This window comes from Actinomycetota bacterium (genome assembly GCA_019347675.1).
In the GTDB taxonomy this organism is placed as follows: domain Bacteria; phylum Actinomycetota; class Nitriliruptoria; order Nitriliruptorales; family JAHWKO01; genus JAHWKW01.
This window is the reverse complement of the sequence record JAHWKW010000003.1, coordinates 73,212-91,899: the sequence shown is the minus strand read 5'-3', so window position 1 is coordinate 91,899 and position 18,688 is coordinate 73,212. Positions and strand designations below refer to the sequence as shown.

Sequence of the window (18,688 nt, the reverse complement as noted above, 5' to 3'; positions counted from 1 at the left end):
AGGCGCTGGCCTTGGAGTCGTTCCCACGCGTCGGCGAGCGAGTCCTCTGCGTCGGCGGCCGCTTTGAGTACCTGCACCAAAGACCCCATCCGCGCGTGGATTCCGGTTGGGTAGCGACGTACCGCTCGATCTGACGGCGCAGGTCAGTCTCCTCGATGACCGCGCGGATCGCGGGGCGTCCTCGACGGGCCGGGCCGCGCGTGCCACACCTCCAGCCACGTCGGACTCGACGACCGCGTCGAACAGCGCCGCATTGCTCCCAAACCCGCGGTAGATCGTCTCGACCGCGACCCCAGCGGTCTGCGACCGCGGCCATCGACGTTCCGACGTAACGGCCCTCTGGCGCAACAGTTGAACTTCGCGGCGCCTTGAACGCGGTATGTGCCGTAGTCGTGAACCAGGACGTAGCGCCGGCTGTGAGTGGTGACTCGACCGCATCGTCACCCTGGCGGGTGTGCGGTCCGTCGCCGCAGTGACGCGGCGTGGGCGGTCAATCCCTCGGCCTCGGCGAGCGAGATGCCAGCTGTCGCCAAGCGCGCTGCAGCGTCAGGGGTAGCGGCGATGACTGTGGTCATCCGCAGGAAGTCGCGTACCGCGAGCGGTGACGACCACCTGGCCGAACCGCCGGTGGGCATGATGTGCTCGGCCCGGCGATGTAGTCGCCGAGCGCTTCACATGCAGCTTCCCCTACGAAGATCCCGCCGGCGTTACGGATCCGCTCAACGTAGAGCCACGGATCTTTCAGCAGCAGGCACAGGTGCTCGGGCGCGAACCTGTTGGCGGGTTCGATGGCTTGGTCAACGTCGCTCGTGAGCACGATCGCCCCCCGCTCCCCAAGCGACGTTGCAGCGATGTGGCGCCGGGCCAAGTCGGGTAGCTGCTCGCCGACCGCCCGTTGAACCTGGCCGGCGAGCGTGGGGCTGGGGGTCAGCAAGATCGGCCATGCGTCAGCAGCGTGCTCTGCCTGGGCCAGCAGATCGGCAGCCACCACCTCTGGGTCGGCGGACTCGTCGGCGATCAGCAACGTCTCAGTGGGCCCTGGCAGGCTGGCAACACCGACCAAGCCCGTTACGCGCGCCATCGCCGCCACGGTGAAGACCCGGTCGACACCACACGCCTGGATCCCTGCAGCCAGCACTGGCGCCAACGGGCCGGCTGCAGCGGGGGGCGTGCACACCACGAGCTGCTCGACGCCAGCCACGCGAGCTGGAACAGCGGCCATCAGCAACGACGACACGAGCGGTGCCTCACCGCCTGGGGACATAGACACCGACTCGCTCGACGGGGCGTGCCAGCTGCCCGAGAGTTACACCGTCGCACTCGTACTGCCATGACCCGCCCGGCTCCGCCTCGTAGAACTCGCGGATGCGTACGACGGCTGACCCGATCGCCTCCACGACCTCAGAGGGGCACAGCCGCGCGCTAGCCGCGAGGGTCGCCGCATCCACTTCCAGCGCGGCCGGAAGCGTCTGGCCAGCGGCCGCGGCAAGCCGCCGAATCGCCTTGTCGCCACCTCGCCCGACGTCGTGCACGATCCGGTCCGCGATCTGCGAGTAGGTCAACTCATCGCCGTACGGCGACGTGCTGGCCACAGCCGGATCAACCCACAGTGGCGGCTGGTCTCTGCGGCGTAGCAGTTCAGCGGCAGCGACAACCGGCGGGATCGTGTTCATGGCAGGCTCCTTGGTAGAGCCCCGACCCCGAGACCAAAGACGCCCCGGGCAACCGCCGCTGCCCGGTCGGTCGCATCGAGGAGTGACACGATTGCCGCGCCGGCCGGGTTGACGTGCTTGAACGACGTCGACGCCACCATCGTCGTGGCTGCCGTGATCTCCCGGGCCAGTTGCCACGACGTCAGGGCGTCGAGCAGGTTGATGAAGCCGGGTTCGCCGTTGACGACGGTGATCGGGAAATGTTCGGCAGCGACCGCGGCACGTGCCGGGCCCTGATGAGGATTGCAACCCGGACCGCAACGGTAGGACGGCAGACATTGGACGCTCCCGATCGGAGGGATGCCCAGACCGATGGCGGACATCTCGGCCGCTCACCCTGGCAGGACAAGCAGCACCAGTCAGCTTCGCCGTGGTTCTGCGCGGGGGGCGACGTTCAGTTAGAGCGCCCATGACGCTCCGGGTCGGGTGCGGCGTACACTGGCGCATGGCAACGTGGGCTGGACGTCTCGCTCGTTGGGCCGTCCTCTTGGTTGTGGCGGCTGGCGTGGCGGCCGTCGCGAGCGGTCTCGTGGCTCTCAGGTGGTCACCGGACCTTCCAGATGCCCCGGCGGATGCTTGTACGGATCCGCCATGTTTCGGTTTGGATCTGGGCGGCGCATCGCCGTGGTTGATCCTGCCCCTCATCGCGCATGTCGTGCTGTTGGGCGTCGCCCTGCTGCTGGCTGGGCTATCCCTGCTGTTCGCTTTGGCCACTGCCGTGCGAGGTCGCGGGCGCACGATGGTGTTCCCAGCTGTTCTCGCGGCGGCCGGGCCGGTGGTGGTCCTCATCGGCGGTGGGATCGTCCCCCACGTACTGAACCCGTGCGCGCTTCCGGACCTTGCGGGCGCCGAGCCTCCCGGCTTCTGCGCCCGATCGTCGGAGGGAGCAGACGTCCCCGACGCTTGGCATGCCCTATACCACGCTGCCGTGGGCTACCTGCCGCTTTCGCTCGTGTTCGCTTGGGGGTGGAAGCGGTGGACGTCACAGACAGGCTGATCGTGTTCCGGCGTCTTGCCGGCGGGTGTCGTTGAGGTCGTGCGACAATCCCGGCTTCGTTGGGAGGGAGGGGGCTCGATGTCGGTGGCGGTTCGGTTGCGCGATGCGATGAACGCACACGATCTGGAAGCGTTCTTGGCCTGTTTCCACGAGGACTACCAGAGCGAACAGCCGGTGCATCCCGGTCGCGGGTTCGGTGGTCGTGAACAGGTCCGGGCGAACTGGTCGACCATCTTCGCCGGCGTGCCCGACTTCGCGGCGGAGCTGCGGAGCTCCTGCGAGGAAGACGGGCAGGAGTGGTCCGAGTGGCGATGGACGGGGACCCGTGCGGACGGCGAAGCGTTGGACATGGCTGGCGTGATCGTCGCCGGGGTGCGGGACGGCCGCATGATCTGGGGCCGGCTGTACATCGAGCCGGTCGAGGTGGTCGATGAGAGCATCGATGCGGCCGTGAGGAAGATGGCGGGCCGCTCGTCGGAGGGCCGCTGAACGGCTCGACCGCACCCGCCGGGGAGGAGAAGCAGATGGAGCTCGTGGAACTGTCCGACGTCGACCTGACGTACGTGACCCTGGAGTCGTTGGACTATGACGCCGGGGGTCAGCTGTACGGGACCATGGAAGGCTCGCTCACGGGGGAACGGCTCAGCGGGTCCCTACGGCTCACCAACCTGGCGGCTCGTCGCACCGACAACGTCAACCTGCCGACGTTGCGGGGGGTGCTGGACACCGCCGATGGGGCGCGGGTGTGGGTCGAGCTGGACGGGGTCGCCACGTTGCGTGCTGAGGATCAGGCCCGGGTGTTCGTGACCACGTTCCGGTTCCGGACCGGCGACGAGCGGTACACGTGGCTGAACGCGACCTTCGGGGTGCTCGAAGGCGTGCTCGACACGGTCGGCGTCGGCGGGCGTGCGCACGGGCGCCTCTACGGATGCAGACCGACGCTGACTTGAGCATGGCGCATCCAGCACCGCCATGGGATCGATCACAGCTCGGATCCGGTCTCGAGGGCTGAGCCCATCCCCATGACGTAGGCGGCCCAGGCGACGCCGGAAGCGGCCGACAGGACGGCAGCCACTTGCCCCTCCGCTCCCCCCTCGGGAACCAGCGCGGTGAAGACCGGTACCGCCACCAACAGCGCGGTGGCGACCAGGGGCAGAGGGCGCGCCCAGACGGGCAGTCTTGCCTCCCTCAGGCTCGCGACAGCCACCAAGACGAGCCCGAGAGATAACGCGATCAGCGTGGCCACGGAAGCGATGAACGTCCCCGACGCCGCCACCCACTCCGGCACCCGATCGGTCAGCCCCTTGAGCAGCACAACGGCGGCGAAGAACCAGAAGACGACGGCCAGCGCAGCCACGGCCAGCGCGAAACCCGCGCGAGCCAAAGCGTCCGGCTGCCCTTCCCGGGACACGGACGCGCTGACCGTCGCCCGGGTCGCGATCTGGTCGGCATCAGGCATGAACGCACCTGCGTCGAGTCAGACACGACGGCAGCCGCGAAGAGGGCAGCGGCGCGGACCAAGCCGAGCAGGCGCTGCTCGGGCGTCAGCTCCAACATCCGCTGGATCAGGACCCGATCGTCACTGACTGGATCCTGTTCGAGCTGCGCCAGTGTCCTCGTCCGTGCACATGATGACACGCGCACACCAGATGACCTCCAAACGGATGTGGACAACCCGCAGCGAAGGAACTCAGGACAAGTCATGGACGCGGCGGTCGGCGCCTGATATGAGCAAGCCACGGTCAGCGTCGATCTTGGCGTCGGGGAGCCTGGCGCTGTCAACCGGCCTCGCGCTTCTGCGTGACCTCGGCCTCGGGGAGCCAGATGTCCTCGGCGGGGATCTCCGTGATGTTCGTGTGGACGTAGAAGCCGCGCTGCTCGTCGAGTTCCAGGTCGGCCGCGTATGACGGCACCGCAGCCTGGTGGTCGATCACACGGACCTCCACCTGCCCCCTCAAGGACGCGAAACTGAAACCCGCGACGGTCTCGGCGAACGCGTCGGCGTCGAGGTCGCCGACCTCTTCGACCACGTCCGCCCACAGCGTGACGGCGTCGTAGGCGGTGCATGCCCAGTCGGAGGGCACCTCCCCGTAGCGTTGCTCGAACGTCGTGACGAAGTCCTGCATCTGCGCGGTCTCGATCCTGAACGGGCAGCGCGAGTAGGCCCGGATCGCCGACAGGTCGTAGCGGTCGCCGAGTTCCCGCAGGACGCTGGTGTCGTACAGGGCGGTGAACAACACCTGCTCGAACAACCGCATGCTCGCCGCCTGGCCGGTGAACGTCACCAGGTCGCTGCCGAACAGCGACGAGTACACCGCCTCAGGGTTGGCTGACAGCAACGCGGTGATGAAGGGCTCGAACCGTGGCTCGTCCACTGGCGGCCACTGCTGCGCGACGATCTGGACCTGCGCAGCTTCATCGCGCAGCGTCTCCACGAACGTGTCCGTCTGTCGTTGGCCGAACTCGTAGTTCGGGGCGATGGTCGCCCACCGGGTGATGTCCTCCCCGGACAGGTTGATGGCCTGGGCGCGCGCCTCCATCCCGGTGCTGGGCGCCACCGAGACGACGTACCTGTGGAACGCTTCGACCGTCAGCGCCTCGTTGTTGGAGGTGTGGAGGATGAGCGGCACCTGCTCCTCCTCGGCGACGTCCGTGACCGCCATGGCCACCGCCGACGAGACCGGCCCCAATAGCGCACTGACCCCCTGCGCGTCGATCAGCTCACGGGCGACGTCGGCGGCGACGTCCGGCTGACCCTCGTCGTCTTCGATGATCAGCTGGACCGCACGACCTAGGACGCCACCGGCGCGGTTGAGCTCGTCAACGGCGAGCTGGGCGCCCTTCCGGTTGGCGTCGCTGAACAGCGCCGTCGCGCCGGACAGGGTCGTGGCCATGCCCAGCTTGATCGGGTCCCGCTGCGGTCGATCGACCTGTCCCGTCGCGTCCGTGGCGGGCGATGGACCACCATCGACCCCACGCGGGCCACACGCCGTCGCGAGCATCGCCAGCGCCACCGCGAGGCAGAACCACGTCCGGCTTGGCGGGCTGTGCCGTGCCTCCACGGCCCCTCCTGTCGTCGTGTACGTGACCGACGTCCGTGACGGTACGCGTCCGCCTCACCAGGGCGGCGGTGGCGAGCGGGGACCACAACTACTTGTCCACCAACCACAGTAAGCGGTGCTTCCGGGAACAAGGAAGCTTCCAGAAGCGCTTTGCAGCGGAGCGAGACAGCGAGCTCCGGCCCAAAACCAACCAGCCCGGGATGCGGGCAGGAGAAGGGAGTGTTGTCGGATAATGCTCCGGTGGGACCCGTGGCGCGAGATCGATCGACTGGCCTCTGAGGCCTTCGGCGACGTTCGTGGACCTCGGACCATGCCGATCGACGCGTACCGGCGCGGTGACGCGTTGCTGATCCACTATGACCTGCCCGGCGTCGAGTCCGACTCGATCGGACTCACCGTCGAGTCCAACGTCCTGACCGTGACCGCACGGCGGACCTTCGACCGCACGGAATCCGACCAGCTGGTCGTCTCCGAGCGGCCACAGGGAGTGTTCGCACGTCAGCTTTTCCTCGGCGACGGCCTCGACGTCGACAAGCTCAAGGCCACCTACGACAGCGGCGTGCTGACGGTCGGTTCCCGTGCTCGAATCCGCCAAGCCGCGTCGGATCCCGATCGCTGCCGGCGCGGACAGCCAAAAGGAGATCGAGACCACCGGCGACGTGACCTGTCCCACGACAGGCGCCCCCGGCGACGTCGCCGGGGCGTCGCGTGGTCGCGCGCGGTGGGGGCCGTCCTCCAGCCACGCACCATCACGCTGCGTGTCGAGGGTCCGAACGGACGGTCGCGGAGGGTGCGCTCTTCTTACCCTGGTTGCGACAAGCGCGCTCGCCGTGCCACGCCCAGGAGGTCGTTCGATGGCCGACCAGCGGGACCGCCACATGATCCACGTGACGCCGGAGATCTCCACGTGGACGCCGGCCCAGATCTTCGCGATCATCCTGGGGGTCACCTACCTCGTCCTCGGGGGAGTGGCGCTGCTGCGGACGGGAGCGGCCGACAGCATCTTCGCGCCCCAGGCCCAGGTCGCCGGGCTCACCTACACGCCGCTGCTCGGGGTCGTCGAGGTGATCTTCGGATTGCTGCTGCTCGGGACCGGGGCGTCTCCACGGTCGGTGCAGGGTGTGGTCTTCCTGGGCGTGGCCGCCATCGCGTTCGGCCTGCTGCTGGTCATCGAGCCGACCGCCTTCCAGGACTCGATCGCGGCGGGCCGGGCTCACGGCTGGTTCTACGTGGTCACCGGCGGGATCGCGGCGCTGGTGGGCCTGGTCAGCCCCGTGGTGACGCGTCGGTCGATCACCTCGTTCGTCCGCGATTACGACACGCGTGACCGCGAGGGGGTCGGCGAACGTCGTGACCGCACGCGCGCAGCGGACGACGCCGACCGCGGTCGCCGCGGTGACGGCCGCGGCGGTGAGACGCGCCGGATCGACCTGTCCGATGACGACCAGGACCCGTCGCGCACCACCCGCATGCCACGCTGACGCCGCGACCGGCGTTGGGACGCCGCGTCAGACGTGTCGATGGTTGGCGGGCTCGCCGAAGAACCCGGCAGACGCAAGACTTCGACGGGTCGACAGGAGAGCCCCCATGGCTAGAGCCATCTGGAGCGGGTCGGTCAGCTTCGGGCTGGTCAACGTTCCCGTGAAGCTGTTCTCGGCGGTGTCGTCGAAGGCGGTGAGCTTTCACCAGCTCAGCCGCCAGGACCGCGCCCGCATCCGCCAGAAGCGGGTGTCGAGCACCACCGGGGACGAGGTCGCCTACGAGAACATCGTCAAGGGCTACGAGCTTGCACCCGGCCAGTACGTCGTGGTCACGCCCGAGGAGCTCGAGGGGCTCGACCCCGAGGCGAGCCGAACCATCGACATCGAGGACTTCGTCGACCTCGACCGCATCGACCCGATCTACTTCGACCGTCCCTACTACCTCGCCCCGTCGGGGCAGGGCGCGGCCAAGCCCTACCGGCTCCTGGTCGAGGCGATGGGCGCGACCAACAAAGTCGCGATCGCGACGTTCGTCATGCGCACCAAGCAGTACCTGGCGGCGCTGCGGGCCAAGGACGGGGTGTTGCTGCTGTCGACGATGCACTACGCCGACGAGATCGTGCCGGTGGAGCAGATCGACGGCGTGCCGGCGACCGACGTCGAGGTCCGCGAACGTGAGCTGGCCATGGCCACGCAGCTGGTGGAGTCGCTGAGCACCGTCTTCGACCCGGACAAGTACCAGGACGAGTACCGCATGCGGGTGCTGGAGCTGATCGAGCGCAAGGCCGCCGGTGAGGACGTCGTCGTGCCGTCGGCGGTGGCCGAGCCGTCGCAGGTGGTCGACCTGATGTCCGCCCTGGAGGACAGCCTGGAGGCTGCCAGGCAACGCCAGCAGGCTGGCTAGTGGCCCAGCGCACCGTCGTCTCGGTCGGTGGCCGGCAGCTGTCGCTGTCGAACCTCGACAAGGTGCTGTACCCGTCGTCGGGGACGACCAAGGCCGCCGTGATCGACTACTACGTCCGGGTGGGACCGGCGATGCTCCGCCACCTCGCGGGGCGGCCGATCACCCTGAAACGGTTCCCTGACGGGGTGGCGGGCGGGTTCTTCTACGAGAAGAACTGCCCGGAGCACCGGCCCCCCTGGGTCCCCACGGTGACGGTCACGACCACCGGTTCGGGGCGCTGGGGTCGTTCGTCGTCGGGGGCGACCACGATCGAGTTCTGCCTGATCCAGGACCTGCCCGCGCTGGTGTGGGTGGCCAACCTGGCGGCCTTGGAGCTGCACCCCTACCTGCACCGGGCCGACGCGGTCGACCGTCCCACCCTGGTGGTGTTCGACCTCGACCCGGGCGCTCCCGCCGGGATCGTCGACTGCGGCCGAGTGGCGCTCCGCCTCCGCGAGCTGTTCGCCGGCCTGGGGTTGGAGTGCGTGGCGAAGACCTCCGGCGGGAAGGGACTGCAGGTCTACGTCCCGCTGAACACCCCGGTGACCTACGACCGGACCACGCCGTTCGCGAAGGCGGTGGCGCAGCTGCTCGAGCGCCAGACCCCCGACCGGGTCACGTCCAACATGAACAAGGCCGTGCGTGGCGGGAAGGTCTTCGTCGACTGGAGCCAGAACAGTACGCACAAGACCACGGTCGGGGCGTACTCGCTGCGGGCCCGGGAGCGTCCCACCGTCTCGACGCCGCTGCGCTGGGACGAGATCGCCGAGGCCGTCGACGCTGACGAGCCTGCCCGGCTGGTGTTCGAGCTCGGTGACGTGGTGGAGCGTGTCGAGCGCCACGGCGAGCTCTTCGCCGCAGCCGAGGAGCGCCACCAAGAGCTGCCGTCGCTGGGCCCATGAACGTCCGTTCGTGGCGAGTTCTCCGATCCTGCCGTATGTGTGGTATGAGAACTGCCCACCCATCAGCAACCGACAGGACCACCGTCATGGCCGGGAAGCCACAACAGACGATCGAACGTCTCATCGACACTGCGGTCGGCACCGCCAGACGCGTGGTGGACCTGGTCACCCCCGACGAGGAGACCGTCGAGCGCGTCCGCAGCAAGATCCCTGCTCCAGCCAGGTCGCCATCGCAAGCGGCCCGCAGTGCCCGCGAGGCTGCGACGCGAACGGCCGGCACCGCCCGGGATGCGGCCAGCCGGACCGCCGGCGCGGCCCGGGATGCGGCGACACGGACCGCCGGGACCGTGCGGGAGGGGACGCAGCGCACCGTGACCACTGCCCGTGAGGCGACGCAGCGGACCGCCACGACCGCGCGGGGCGCAGCCCGCGAAGCGGCCGTCACGGCCCGCGACACGACCCGGGAGACCGCCGAGACCGCCACAACCGAGGCGCGGCGCACCGCCGACGACGCCAGCCGCGCGGTCGCACCCGCCTACGAGGAATGGACCAAGGCGGAGCTGTACGAGCGGGCCCAGGATCTCGACATCGAGGGTCGCTCGCAGATGAACAAGGACGAGCTTGTCCAGGCGCTGTACGACGCCTCGTGAGAGATCGGTCGGCGGTCAGCGGCCGTGATGTTGAGCTCGGCGCGTTCGCACCCTTTGCACCCCGTCGGGTTGGCGCTGACCCGGCACGTCACCCACCCTTCGCTCAAGACGACCGGACAGCGTCAAGGAGCCGCCCGTGCCAGCCAACCCCGATGCGCTCGTCACCACCGAGTGGGCCGTGGAGCATCTCGATGATCCCGGCGTGGTCTTCGCCGAGGTGGACGAGGACACGACCCTCTACGCCACGGGCCACATCCCCGGGGCGATCGCCTTCCACTGGAAGGACGACTTCCAACACCCGGTGCGGCGCGGGTTCCTGGACCGGGAGGGCTTCTCGAAGCTGCTGTCGGAGAAGGGCATCAGCAACGACGACCACGTCGTGCTGTACGGCGGGAACAACAACTGGTTCGCGGCGTACGCCTACTGGTACTTCAAGCTCTACGGTCAGGAGAATCTGAGCCTGCTCGACGGCGGCCGCAAGAAGTGGGAGCAGGAGGATCGCTCCCTGACCCAGGACGAGACCAGCCGCCAGAAGACCCAGTACGAGGCCAAAGAGCCCGACTTCTCGATCCGGGTGTTGCGCGACCAGGTCCTGGACGAGTTCGTCGGAGCCCCCGCCGGGAAGGGCCTGGTGGACGTGCGCTCGCCGGAGGAGTTCCGCGGCGAGAAGCTCGCGCCCGACAACCTCCCGCAGGAGTGGCCACAGGTCGCCGGCCACATCCCCGGCGCCACGAACATCTCCTGGAGCAAGGCCGTCGACCAGGAGACCGGGGAGTTCCTGGGCGACGACCAGCTGCGGGAGCTGTACGAGGCCCAGGGGATCACCTCCGACAAGCAGGTCGTGGCGTACTGCCGGATCGGTGAACGGAGCGCTCACAGCTGGTTCGTCTTGCACGAACTGCTCGGGTACGACGACGTGCGCAACTACGATGGTTCATGGACCGAGTACGGGTCCCTGGTGGACGTGCCGGTCGAGCGCGGCTGAACCCCGTCACTGGCGTCGCCGCAGTGGGTGGGTGACGGGAGTCTCGACCACCACGATCGGGAGCCCGTCGGGGTCGTGCACGAGGCTCTCGATCAGGCCCCATGGCTTGGGCTCGGGTTCGGCGTCGATCGTCACGCCACGGGCCGCCAGCTGGTCGCACGCCGACCGGGCGTCGGCCACCTGCAGCCACAACCGCACGCACGGCCCCGGGGGGGGACCGCCGCCTCCTTCGGTCAGCTCGAGGTAGCCACCGCCGAGGAAGTACACCACGCCGCGGTTGGGTGGCTGTCCCCAGTCGCGGTAACGCACCAGACCGAGCTGGTGTTCGTAGAACTCGATCGAGCGGTCCAGATCGGACGGACGCAACAACACGCGTGACTGGAGCACCTGCACCGTCACCCCTCCCGACCGATCACCGCCAGCGTGCCTGCGCTCCGCTGAGCGCCGCAACAGGCGGCCCCGCGACCGCGCGGTGCCCTCCCTCTTCGGGCGACGGGTCAGGCCCGCCGGCGACGACCGCCATGTCGCCAGCGGGCACGTCTCCCGGCGGATCGTGCGGTCGATGCGGGTCGCTGGCCCCGTTGGCGGCGACGTCGGCTGGTGGGAGTGGAGCCGCTCGGACGTTGTCGCTAGCCGGTGCCAGGACCCTCCGGACGGGGCCCGCCGGGGGAGGAGAGGTCCGACCGAGCGCTGTCATGGCCCGTCGGATGCGGCGCGCCGTCCTGGACCCCGCCCGCCCCGGCCGGCGCCTGCGGCCGGTTCGACGAACCGTCGGCAGGCGGCTGGTCGGGTGCGACATCCTCGGGGGGGCCCGGGGTGGACGTGGCCTCGGCTGTCGGACCGGCCTGGGGCCCGCCGGACCGCTGGTCGGTCCCTCGGTTCACGCTCGGGCGGGTGGGGTCGGTCGTAGGGGGCTGCGTGGCGGTCGAGGGTCGCTGCGTGACGGTCGACGGTCGCTGCGGGTCCGAGCGCGGGACCTCTCCACGCCGTCCCGGCGCCTGCGGCGCAGGCGTCGATGGCGGCGCTGACGGCCCGCGGTCGGACGCGCCTGTGGGCTCCTCCGTCCCGGTGGTCTGAGGCACGCGATCGGCCGGGGGCTTGGGGACGGTGAGGCCGACCTCGTCGAGAACCTCGGCCACGGCCCGCTGGGCGGGATCGGGCAGGTTGCCCGTGGCGGCCAGCCCGCCGCCGGTGGCGGCCAGGACCGCGGTGGCGCTGGCGGCGAGCTTGAGGCCCCCAGCTGCGGCCACACGCCGTGTCCAGCCGCGCAGCGCCTGCCGTTTCGGGGCGGGAGCCGCAGGCGGACGGTGGGCAGCCTGCTGCGCCGCGGCGGTGATCGCGGCCAAGTGGCGCTCGGCGACGTCCTCAGGGGGGGATGTGACCAGCGCACGCCGCAGCGTGGCCAGGTACGCCAACGCGTCGTCCTGGCCGGGGTCTGCGCCGGCCAGGAGACGGTCGATGTCGTCGCGGCGTGTGCTCATCGTTCCGGTGAGCGTTCCAGCGGCCCGGCAGGATACGGGTGATGCTGCAGCCGGCGGCGCAGCGTCCCGATCGCGCGGTGTTGCAGCGCCTTCACCGCGCCGGGACGTTTCCCCAGCACCTCGGCCACGTCGTCGATGCTCAGGTCGGCGAAGAGCCGAAGCAGCAGGACGGCCCGCTGATCCTCGGTCAGGTCGTTGAGGACCTCCAGCAACTCGCCTTCGGCAACGCGTTCCAGGCCCTCTTGCCCCTCGCTGGGGGGCAGCGCCCGCTCGAGCGCCTCGTCGGTGACCGGGTCGGACGGCCGTCGACGCCGGTGGCGTCCAGCATCGATCAGGCGGTGGTGAGCGATCGTGAACACCCAGGACCGGAACCGGCTCTCGTCCCCGTCGAAGCGGTGCAGGTCGCGGACCACCTGCAGGAAGACCTCGCTGGCGACGTCCTCGGGGCTGTGCGCGCCGCGGCTACGGAGGTAGCCGAGGATCACCGGCGCCAGGTCGTGGTACAACTCCGTCCACGCCCAGTCGGCCCCCGCCCGTGCCGCGGCGAGGACCGTGTCGAACCGGTCGCCGAGCGGCACGAACCCTCCCATTGGTCCGCGGGCCGCCCGGAGGTGAGCGTGCCCCAACCCAGCCAGGATACGGACGGCGACACAGCCCCACGCCGGCACGCTGATCTGCGACGCGCCATCGCCGGCCTGGTGGCCGTGGCCGCCACTGTGGTCGCGTGCACACGACCGGGACCAGCGGACGTTGCTCCCACCGCCGCGGGACCGACGGCGGCGACCACGGCCGCGCCGGCCGGCGCCCCAACGCCCGAGCGGTTGTCGTGTCCCGACGCTCCGCCGGATCAGCCAGCGGGCGACACCACGACACCACGCCTGGCGCTCGAGCCGATCGTGACCGGGTTGGTGCACCCGTCGCTGATCACCGCACCGCCCGGAGACCCGCGCCTGTTCGTCCTGGAGCTGGACGGACGCATCCGGGTGGTCGCCGACGCACGTCTCCTCGACCGGCCGTTCCTGGATCTCACCGACCGCGCGAAGGCGATCGGTGACGGCGGTCTGATCGGCCTCGCGTTCCACCCGCGCTACGCCCACAACGGCCGGTTCTTCGTTCACTACGACGACGTCGAGGCCGACACGGTGGTCGCCGAGTACCGCGTGTCGGGCGACGACCCCAACCGCGCCGACCCCGACAGTGGCCGGACGCTTCTCACCGTGGACCAGCCCGCGGTGATCCAGCAGGGCGGGACGCTGACGTTCGGCCTCGACGGGATGCTCTACCTCGGACTGGGTGATGGTGGTGACAAGTCGGACGGTGGCGCTCCGGCAGCCGATGCCCACGACCTGCTGGGCTCGCTGCTGCGGATCGACGTCGACGGTCCCCCCGCGGCGGGGAAGGCTTACGCGATACCGGTGGACAACCCGCACGCCGACGGGGTGAGCGGGGCGCCGGAGGTCTGGGCAACCGGGCTGCGCAACCCGTGGCGGTTCACGTTCGACGGTCCCCGCTGCCAGCTGATCGTCGCCGACGTCGGCGCCAAGGGACGCGAGGAGATCAACGTCGTCGCGGCCGACGTCGCCCGGCTCGACTTCGGCTGGCCCGCCATGGAGGGCAGCCGCTGCCGACGCGACGCCTGCGACGTCGACCGCTACGTCCTGCCGGTCGCCGAGTACGCCCACCGGGCGGGCGACGCGTGCGCCATCGTCGGGGGCGAGGTCTACCGCGGTGACGCCATCGTCGATCTACGCGGGACGTACCTGTTCAGCGACTACTGCGGCGGGTTCCTCCGCGGGTTCCGTCTGCCTCCACCCGGTCAACCCGCGGACGTCGTGGACTTCACCGATCAGGTCGGCCGGTTGGGGTACCCGCTGTCGTTCGGCCGCGACGCAGCCGGTGAGGTCTACATCGCCGAAGCTGGCGGCACAGTGTCACGGATCGTCGCCGCCGGCTGACGTCGCCGAACGTGTCCTTGGGGTTGTGGCCGACAACGGCGGCGAGTACGAGTGCCGTCCCCGGCGGCGGTCAACGCCGGGTTCGCACGTGCAGCTTGCCGGGCAGGGTCTGCGGCCCTTCCACGGGGGATCCGCCGCGGTCGCGCCAGTACAAGTCGGCCTCGCCGATGTCGTCGGCGGCGGGGACGGCGCCGTGGTCGTTGGCGAGCTTGATGCAGCCTTGGGAGAGGTAGTCGACATCGCCGTCCCAGCAGTACGGCCGGTCGGCGCCGGTCCCCTCACAGTCGTCACTGGTGGCGTTGGCTTCTTCGCTGTGGATGAACAGCCCGGTCCGCCACGTCCTGTTGTAGCACTGCTGATCCTGCAGACGGATGACACGGCCGTCGATCACCTTGCCGTTGAAGTCCTGCCACTGGCCCCGGGTGTCGTACACCCCGTCGGGCAGCCACCCCGACCCCTTCTTGCACTCGTCGGTCGAACGCCCTGAACCAGCCCGCCAGGTCCGCGTCGCCGCCGCCGACGCACAGCTGTCCCGGTCCCACCATGACAGCTCGGATGCGACGTTCGTGATCTTCTCGAAGACGAAGTAACCGTCCGCTTCACACCCAGCTACCGGCGTGGCCGGCACCGCCACCACCCACGCCGCGACCCACACGGCAACCGCCACGAGGCGAACCCATCCGACCGGCGCGCGCGTCGGTCGCTGCCCGTCGACGCCGATCATCGCAGGATTCCGGGGTCACGGATGGGAAACAGATACGGGGTGTCGAAGCTGCGATCGGTGTCGCAGGACCTCGCGGCCAGGTCGCACACCACGGTCAAGGACACGACCGGGCCGTCGCCCACGGCCGTCTGTGCCACCACCTGATCGGGCGCAACCAGCCGAGGCTGGCCGACCCCGCGCGGGTAGCGCGAAAGGCTCACCGCCAGGGTGGACTCCAGCCGTAGCTGGTCATCGTCCACGCGGAGCAGCACCAACGTCGAGTGCTGCCCCCAGCCAGCTTCGACGACCACCGAGGTTCCCTGCCAGTCACCGGCGTCACCGAGTAGTCGGCCGCCAGCCCGGACTCGGCCAGAACCAACCGTGACACCACCGTCCCCGACGAGACCTCGATCAGGCGCAGGGTCGACGACCCAGGCGGGTCAGCCAGCACCGCTCGCGTCCCGTCGGGGCCGACCGCCACCACGTGTCCAGGACCCAGCGTGCGCACCGCCGCAGGGCCGTCCGCGACTTTCACGACCGGCACTCCGTCCTCCACGGCGTAGAACAGGAGGCTCTTCCCGGCCCAGCCAACACGACGCTGCCCGGCTGGGAGCTCCACACCACCGCGTCGCCGTCGAGATCGGGGCGGACCGTCACCACCGCGTTCCACGCCCTGCCGGCACGGAAGACCGGGTCGACGCCCTGGGCGTACGCCAGAGCCCCGTCGGCCCTCCAGGCCGCAGAGTCAACCCCCTCCACCAGCACACGGTCCGACCCGGTCGACGGGTCGAACAGGCGCAGCACCGGGGTACCCAGCGGGTCGTCCCGGTGGATGCCCTGCTCGGCCAAGGACCGGCCCGGATCCAGGACACGGGCGTCGTCCCACGCCCGGTAGACGATGCGGTCGCCACCGGGCTCGGCGAGCACCGCCGGGGACAACGAACCCGACAGCCCACCCACCGGGTGAGTCGCCAGGGTCCCCGGCGCTCTGGTGCCGATGACATCGCGGTCGGCGACGAACCCGATGGCGGACGGCTGATCTGCGGCGCTCGCCGCTCAACGGCCACCCGATGCCTTGGCGGCCGCGCACGCCGTCATGACGAGGGAGACGGCCACGAAGGCAAGACCAACGTGCCGACGATGACGTCGGGTCCCACGGTGATCCTCACCTATCGAGCTGGGGCGCCGGGTCGTTGACGCCCCCCGCGATGCATCATCGAGCACGCGGAACTCTCCGTTGGGCCGTCGCCGTGAAGTCGGCGCCGCTTCAGCGGCGCGCGACGGTACCCGCAACGACGGCTTGTGACACCCACGGACGTCGTGGGCTCTCCCACCGGATCGATGGGTCGCTCACCAGGCTCTGGATCGTCCTAGCGCGCCCCGACCGGGGATGCCTCGGCGACGACCGGCGCCCCGACGGGCACGCCCAGGTCGGTGCCACGGGCCGTGCGCCGCGCGTCGGGGAGCTCAACGGGGCGGATCACCGCCGGCTGTTCTCCGGCGATGTGCAGGTCCGCTGCGGAGCCACAGAACAGCAGCGCCTCCGCACCGCTCTGGACGCCTTTGCCGCCCCGACCCTTCACGCCGTACTCCTCCAGGGGTGTGCGCTTGGCGGCTCCGTCCGCCGAGATCGTGACCATGTCGCCGTCATCACGGCCGCCCTCGACCACGCTGACGTTGACGACGGTCTGGCCGTCGGGGACGTCCATGCCGATCACGCCGGTGGCTGTCCGCCCCATCGGGCGGACGTCCTGGGCGCGGAAACGGGTCACCAGCCCGCCGCTGTGGGCCACGACCAGGTCGTCGTCATCGTCGCACAGCGCCACCGCCACGATCCGGTCGCCGTGCTTGACGCCCGCAGCCTGCAGCGTTCGGGCTCTCGTCTCGTACTCGCCAACCGCCGTGCGCTTCACCTGACCCTGCGCGGACGCGGTGACCACGGTCACAGCGTCAGGGGACCCCTCGCCCGTCCCGGCCCCCGCGGCCGGGTCCGGCAGCACCACCGCGCCGGCGATCGCGGCGGCGGGGGGTTCGCCCAGGGTCTGGGCGGCGTGGGTGCCCCGGTCCCGCGGCCGCACGACCGGGACGTCGGGCAGGTCGACGCGGTACCCGGTGCCTTCCTCGTCGATCAGCAGCACGGTGTGGTCGGTCGTGCAGCGCAGCACCGCCACGACCGGGTCGCTGGGGTGCTTGTGGGCGGGACTCGTCCTGCGCTGGGGGATCGGCTTGAGGGACCCACCACGGGTGACGTACACCGTGACGTCCTGCGCTTCGAATCCGGCCCGCGACCCCCCGGCCAGCACGTCCTCGGCTGCGATCCCCTCGGCCACGATGGCGCTGCGACGCGGGGTGGCGTGGACCCGTTTGAGGTCGCGCAGCTCGTTGGCGAGGAGCGCGTCCAAGCGTCCGGGGTCGGCCAGGACCGCCTCCAGCTGCTCGATCATCGCCAGCAGCTCGCGGTACTCGTCCTCGAGCTTGCGGCGCTCCAGCCGGGCGAGCCGTCGCAACTGCATATCCAGGATCGCGTTCGCCTGCGTCTCGGACAGCTCGTACCGGGCCACCAGCCCGGTGCGGGCGGCGTCGGCCGAGTCGGCCGCGCGGATCAGGGCCACCACCTCGTCGAGGTGGTCGAGCGCGGTGAGCAGTCCCTCCAGCACGTGGGCGCGGGCTGCGGCCTGGTCGCGGCGGTGGGTGGTGCGGCGGGTGAGCACCTGCCGCTGGTGGGAGATGTACTCCGACAGGCAGTCCTTCAAGCCGAGCGTGCGGGGCGCGCCGTCGACCAGCGCGACGCAGTTGATGTTGAAGTTGGACCGCAGGTCGGTGGAGCGGTACAGCTTCTCGAGGACCGGGGCGGGGTCCTCCCCGCGCTTCAGCTCGATCACGATGCGCATGCCGTCGCGTGACGACTCGTCGCGCAGGTCGCGGATCTCGTCGATGCGGCGGTCCTGCACCAGCCCGGCGATCTTCCCCAGCAGCGTGGCCTTGTTCACCTGGTACGGGATCTCGGTGACCACGATGCGCGGCAGGTTCCCGGTCCGGACCTCGGTCGTGGCCACTGCTTCCATCGTCACGGCGCCGCGGCCGGTCGCGTACGCCCCGCGGATCCCGTCGGTGTGCACGATCCGGGCGCCGGTGGGGAAGTCGGGAGCCGGGAGGAGCTCGAGGAGGTCGTCCAGCGTCGCGTCCGGGTGGGCGAGGAGATGCAGGGTGGCGTCGATCGCCTCGCCGAGGTTGTGGGGTGCGATGTTGGTCGCCATCCCCACGGCGATCCCGGTGGCGCCGTTGACCAGCAGGTTGGGAAACCGTGCCGGTAGGACCTCCGGCTCCTGCTCGTAGCCGTCGTAGTTGGGGCGGAAGTCGGCCGTGTCCTCGTCGATGCCCGCGAGCAGCTGCATCGCCAGGGCCGACAGCCGCGCCTCGGTGTAGCGCATCGCCGCAGGCGGGTCGCCGTCGACCGACCCGAAGTTGCCGTGCCCGTCGATCAGCGGATCACGGCTGGAGAAGTCCTGCGCCATGCGCACCAACGCGTCGTAGATCGCTGCGTCACCGTGCGGGTGGTACTTCTTCATCACCTCCCCGACGGTGGACGCGCACTTGCGGTAGGGGCGGTCGGGGACCAGGCGCGACTCCCACATCGAGTACAGGATGCGCCGCTGCACCGGCTTCAAGCCGTCGCGGACGTCGGGCAGGGCGCGGTCGACGATCACCGACATGGCGTAGTCGAGGAACGCCTGCTGCATGCGGTCCTCGATCGGGACGTCGACGACATGGCCGCCGAGCAGGTCCATCTGCTTGGGCATCGCTCGTTCCCTCGTCT

20 protein-coding genes and 2 pseudogenes are annotated in these 18,688 nt (G+C 70.1%); 9 read left to right on the top strand and 13 right to left on the bottom strand.

The window, feature by feature from the left end; translation table 11 throughout:
• Positions 1-440: 440 nt before the first annotated feature.
• The 4 genes from KY462_02810 to KY462_02795 are packed head-to-tail and all read right to left on the bottom strand — an operon-like array spanning position 441 to position 2,035.
• Complete coding sequence (locus KY462_02810; protein ID MBW3576669.1) at positions 441-635, bottom strand: histidinol dehydrogenase; 195 nt, start codon at positions 633-635, stop codon at positions 441-443.
• A complete protein-coding gene (locus tag KY462_02805) occupies positions 572-1,270 on the bottom strand; it encodes a histidinol dehydrogenase (protein ID MBW3576668.1) in 699 nt (232 codons plus the stop codon). Before KY462_02805 ends, KY462_02810 begins: the two co-directional genes overlap by 64 nt.
• On the bottom strand, positions 1,248-1,673 hold the full coding sequence (locus KY462_02800; protein ID MBW3576667.1) for a histidinol dehydrogenase: 426 nt from the start codon (positions 1,671-1,673) through the stop codon (positions 1,248-1,250). Before KY462_02800 ends, KY462_02805 begins: the two co-directional genes overlap by 23 nt.
• Positions 1,670-2,035: a hypothetical protein gene (locus tag KY462_02795; protein MBW3576666.1), complete on the bottom strand. Its 366-nt coding sequence runs from the start codon at positions 2,033-2,035 to the stop codon at positions 1,670-1,672. Before KY462_02795 ends, KY462_02800 begins: the two co-directional genes overlap by 4 nt.
• A 305-nt stretch (positions 2,036-2,340) precedes the next feature.
• Here KY462_02795 and KY462_02790 point away from each other — a divergent pair, with 305 nt between their 5' ends.
• The 3 genes from KY462_02790 (at position 2,341) to KY462_02780 (ending at position 3,659) form a co-directional block, all read left to right on the top strand.
• The gene (locus KY462_02790; GenBank protein ID MBW3576665.1) at positions 2,341-2,709 is read left to right on the top strand and encodes a hypothetical protein; all 369 of its coding nucleotides are present in this window, start codon (positions 2,341-2,343) and stop codon (positions 2,707-2,709) included.
• Positions 2,710-2,787: 78 nt separating this feature from the next.
• A complete protein-coding gene (locus KY462_02785) occupies positions 2,788-3,198 on the top strand; it encodes a nuclear transport factor 2 family protein (protein ID MBW3576664.1) in 411 nt (136 codons plus the stop codon).
• A gap of 35 nt (positions 3,199-3,233) precedes the next feature.
• On the top strand, positions 3,234-3,659 hold the full coding sequence (locus KY462_02780) for a DUF3237 domain-containing protein (protein ID MBW3576663.1): 426 nt from the start codon (positions 3,234-3,236) through the stop codon (positions 3,657-3,659).
• A gap of 32 nt (positions 3,660-3,691) precedes the next feature.
• Here KY462_02780 and KY462_02775 read toward each other — a convergent pair whose 3' ends face one another.
• Both KY462_02775 and KY462_02770 read right to left on the bottom strand, forming a co-directional pair.
• Positions 3,692-4,168: a hypothetical protein gene (locus KY462_02775; protein MBW3576662.1), complete on the bottom strand. Its 477-nt coding sequence runs from the start codon at positions 4,166-4,168 to the stop codon at positions 3,692-3,694.
• Positions 4,169-4,487: 319 nt separating this feature from the next.
• Positions 4,488-5,771: an ABC transporter substrate-binding protein gene (locus tag KY462_02770; GenBank protein MBW3576661.1), complete on the bottom strand. Its 1,284-nt coding sequence runs from the start codon at positions 5,769-5,771 to the stop codon at positions 4,488-4,490.
• Positions 5,772-6,000: 229 nt separating this feature from the next.
• On the opposite strand from KY462_02770, the pseudogene KY462_02765 reads away from it, so the two are divergent.
• From KY462_02765 to KY462_02745, 5 genes and pseudogenes are all read left to right on the top strand, one after another.
• Positions 6,001-7,252, top strand: a pseudogene (locus KY462_02765) (Hsp20 family protein).
• A gap of 106 nt (positions 7,253-7,358) precedes the next feature.
• Positions 7,359-8,156, top strand: a complete 798-nt coding sequence (locus tag KY462_02760; protein MBW3576660.1) for a Ku protein — start codon at positions 7,359-7,361, stop codon at positions 8,154-8,156.
• Positions 8,156-9,097 carry a non-homologous end-joining DNA ligase gene (ligD, locus tag KY462_02755; GenBank protein ID MBW3576659.1) on the top strand — a complete coding sequence of 314 codons (942 nt, stop codon included), beginning with the start codon at positions 8,156-8,158 and terminating at the stop codon, positions 9,095-9,097. Before KY462_02760 ends, ligD begins: the two co-directional genes overlap by 1 nt.
• A 530-nt stretch (positions 9,098-9,627) precedes the next feature.
• Positions 9,628-9,747 (top strand): annotated as a pseudogene (locus tag KY462_02750) (Rho termination factor N-terminal domain-containing protein).
• Positions 9,748-9,883: 136 nt separating this feature from the next.
• A complete protein-coding gene (locus KY462_02745; protein ID MBW3576658.1) occupies positions 9,884-10,732 on the top strand; it encodes a sulfurtransferase in 849 nt (282 codons plus the stop codon).
• Between the two features lie 6 nt (positions 10,733-10,738).
• On the opposite strand, the gene KY462_02740 is transcribed toward KY462_02745, so the two are convergent.
• The 3 genes from KY462_02740 to KY462_02730 form a co-directional block, all read right to left on the bottom strand.
• Entirely contained in the window at positions 10,739-11,125 is a 387-nt protein-coding gene (locus KY462_02740) for a VOC family protein (protein MBW3576657.1), read from the bottom strand.
• 236 nt (positions 11,126-11,361) lie between these two features.
• Positions 11,362-12,213, bottom strand: coding sequence for a hypothetical protein (locus KY462_02735; protein ID MBW3576656.1), 852 nt, complete (start codon positions 12,211-12,213; stop codon positions 11,362-11,364).
• A complete protein-coding gene (locus KY462_02730) occupies positions 12,210-12,791 on the bottom strand; it encodes a sigma-70 family RNA polymerase sigma factor (protein ID MBW3576655.1) in 582 nt (193 codons plus the stop codon). The genes KY462_02735 and KY462_02730 overlap by 4 nt, the downstream gene beginning before the upstream one ends.
• A gap of 39 nt (positions 12,792-12,830) precedes the next feature.
• Between KY462_02730 and KY462_02725 the strand changes: the two genes are divergently transcribed.
• Positions 12,831-14,168, top strand: coding sequence for a PQQ-dependent sugar dehydrogenase (locus KY462_02725; GenBank protein ID MBW3576654.1), 1,338 nt, complete (start codon positions 12,831-12,833; stop codon positions 14,166-14,168).
• 70 nt (positions 14,169-14,238) lie between these two features.
• Here the strand turns inward: KY462_02725 and KY462_02720 are convergent, their stop codons facing one another.
• The 4 genes from KY462_02720 to KY462_02705 form a co-directional block, all read right to left on the bottom strand.
• A complete protein-coding gene (locus KY462_02720; protein MBW3576653.1) occupies positions 14,239-14,892 on the bottom strand; it encodes a hypothetical protein in 654 nt (217 codons plus the stop codon).
• On the bottom strand, positions 14,889-15,182 hold the full coding sequence (locus tag KY462_02715) for a hypothetical protein (protein MBW3576652.1): 294 nt from the start codon (positions 15,180-15,182) through the stop codon (positions 14,889-14,891). The genes KY462_02720 and KY462_02715 overlap by 4 nt, the downstream gene beginning before the upstream one ends.
• Before the next feature lie 220 nt (positions 15,183-15,402).
• Positions 15,403-15,831, bottom strand: a complete 429-nt coding sequence (locus KY462_02710) for a hypothetical protein (protein MBW3576651.1) — start codon at positions 15,829-15,831, stop codon at positions 15,403-15,405.
• A 410-nt stretch (positions 15,832-16,241) separates the two neighbouring features.
• Positions 16,242-18,671: a DNA topoisomerase 4 subunit A gene (locus KY462_02705; GenBank protein ID MBW3576650.1), complete on the bottom strand. Its 2,430-nt coding sequence runs from the start codon at positions 18,669-18,671 to the stop codon at positions 16,242-16,244.
• Positions 18,672-18,688 lie beyond the last annotated feature (17 nt).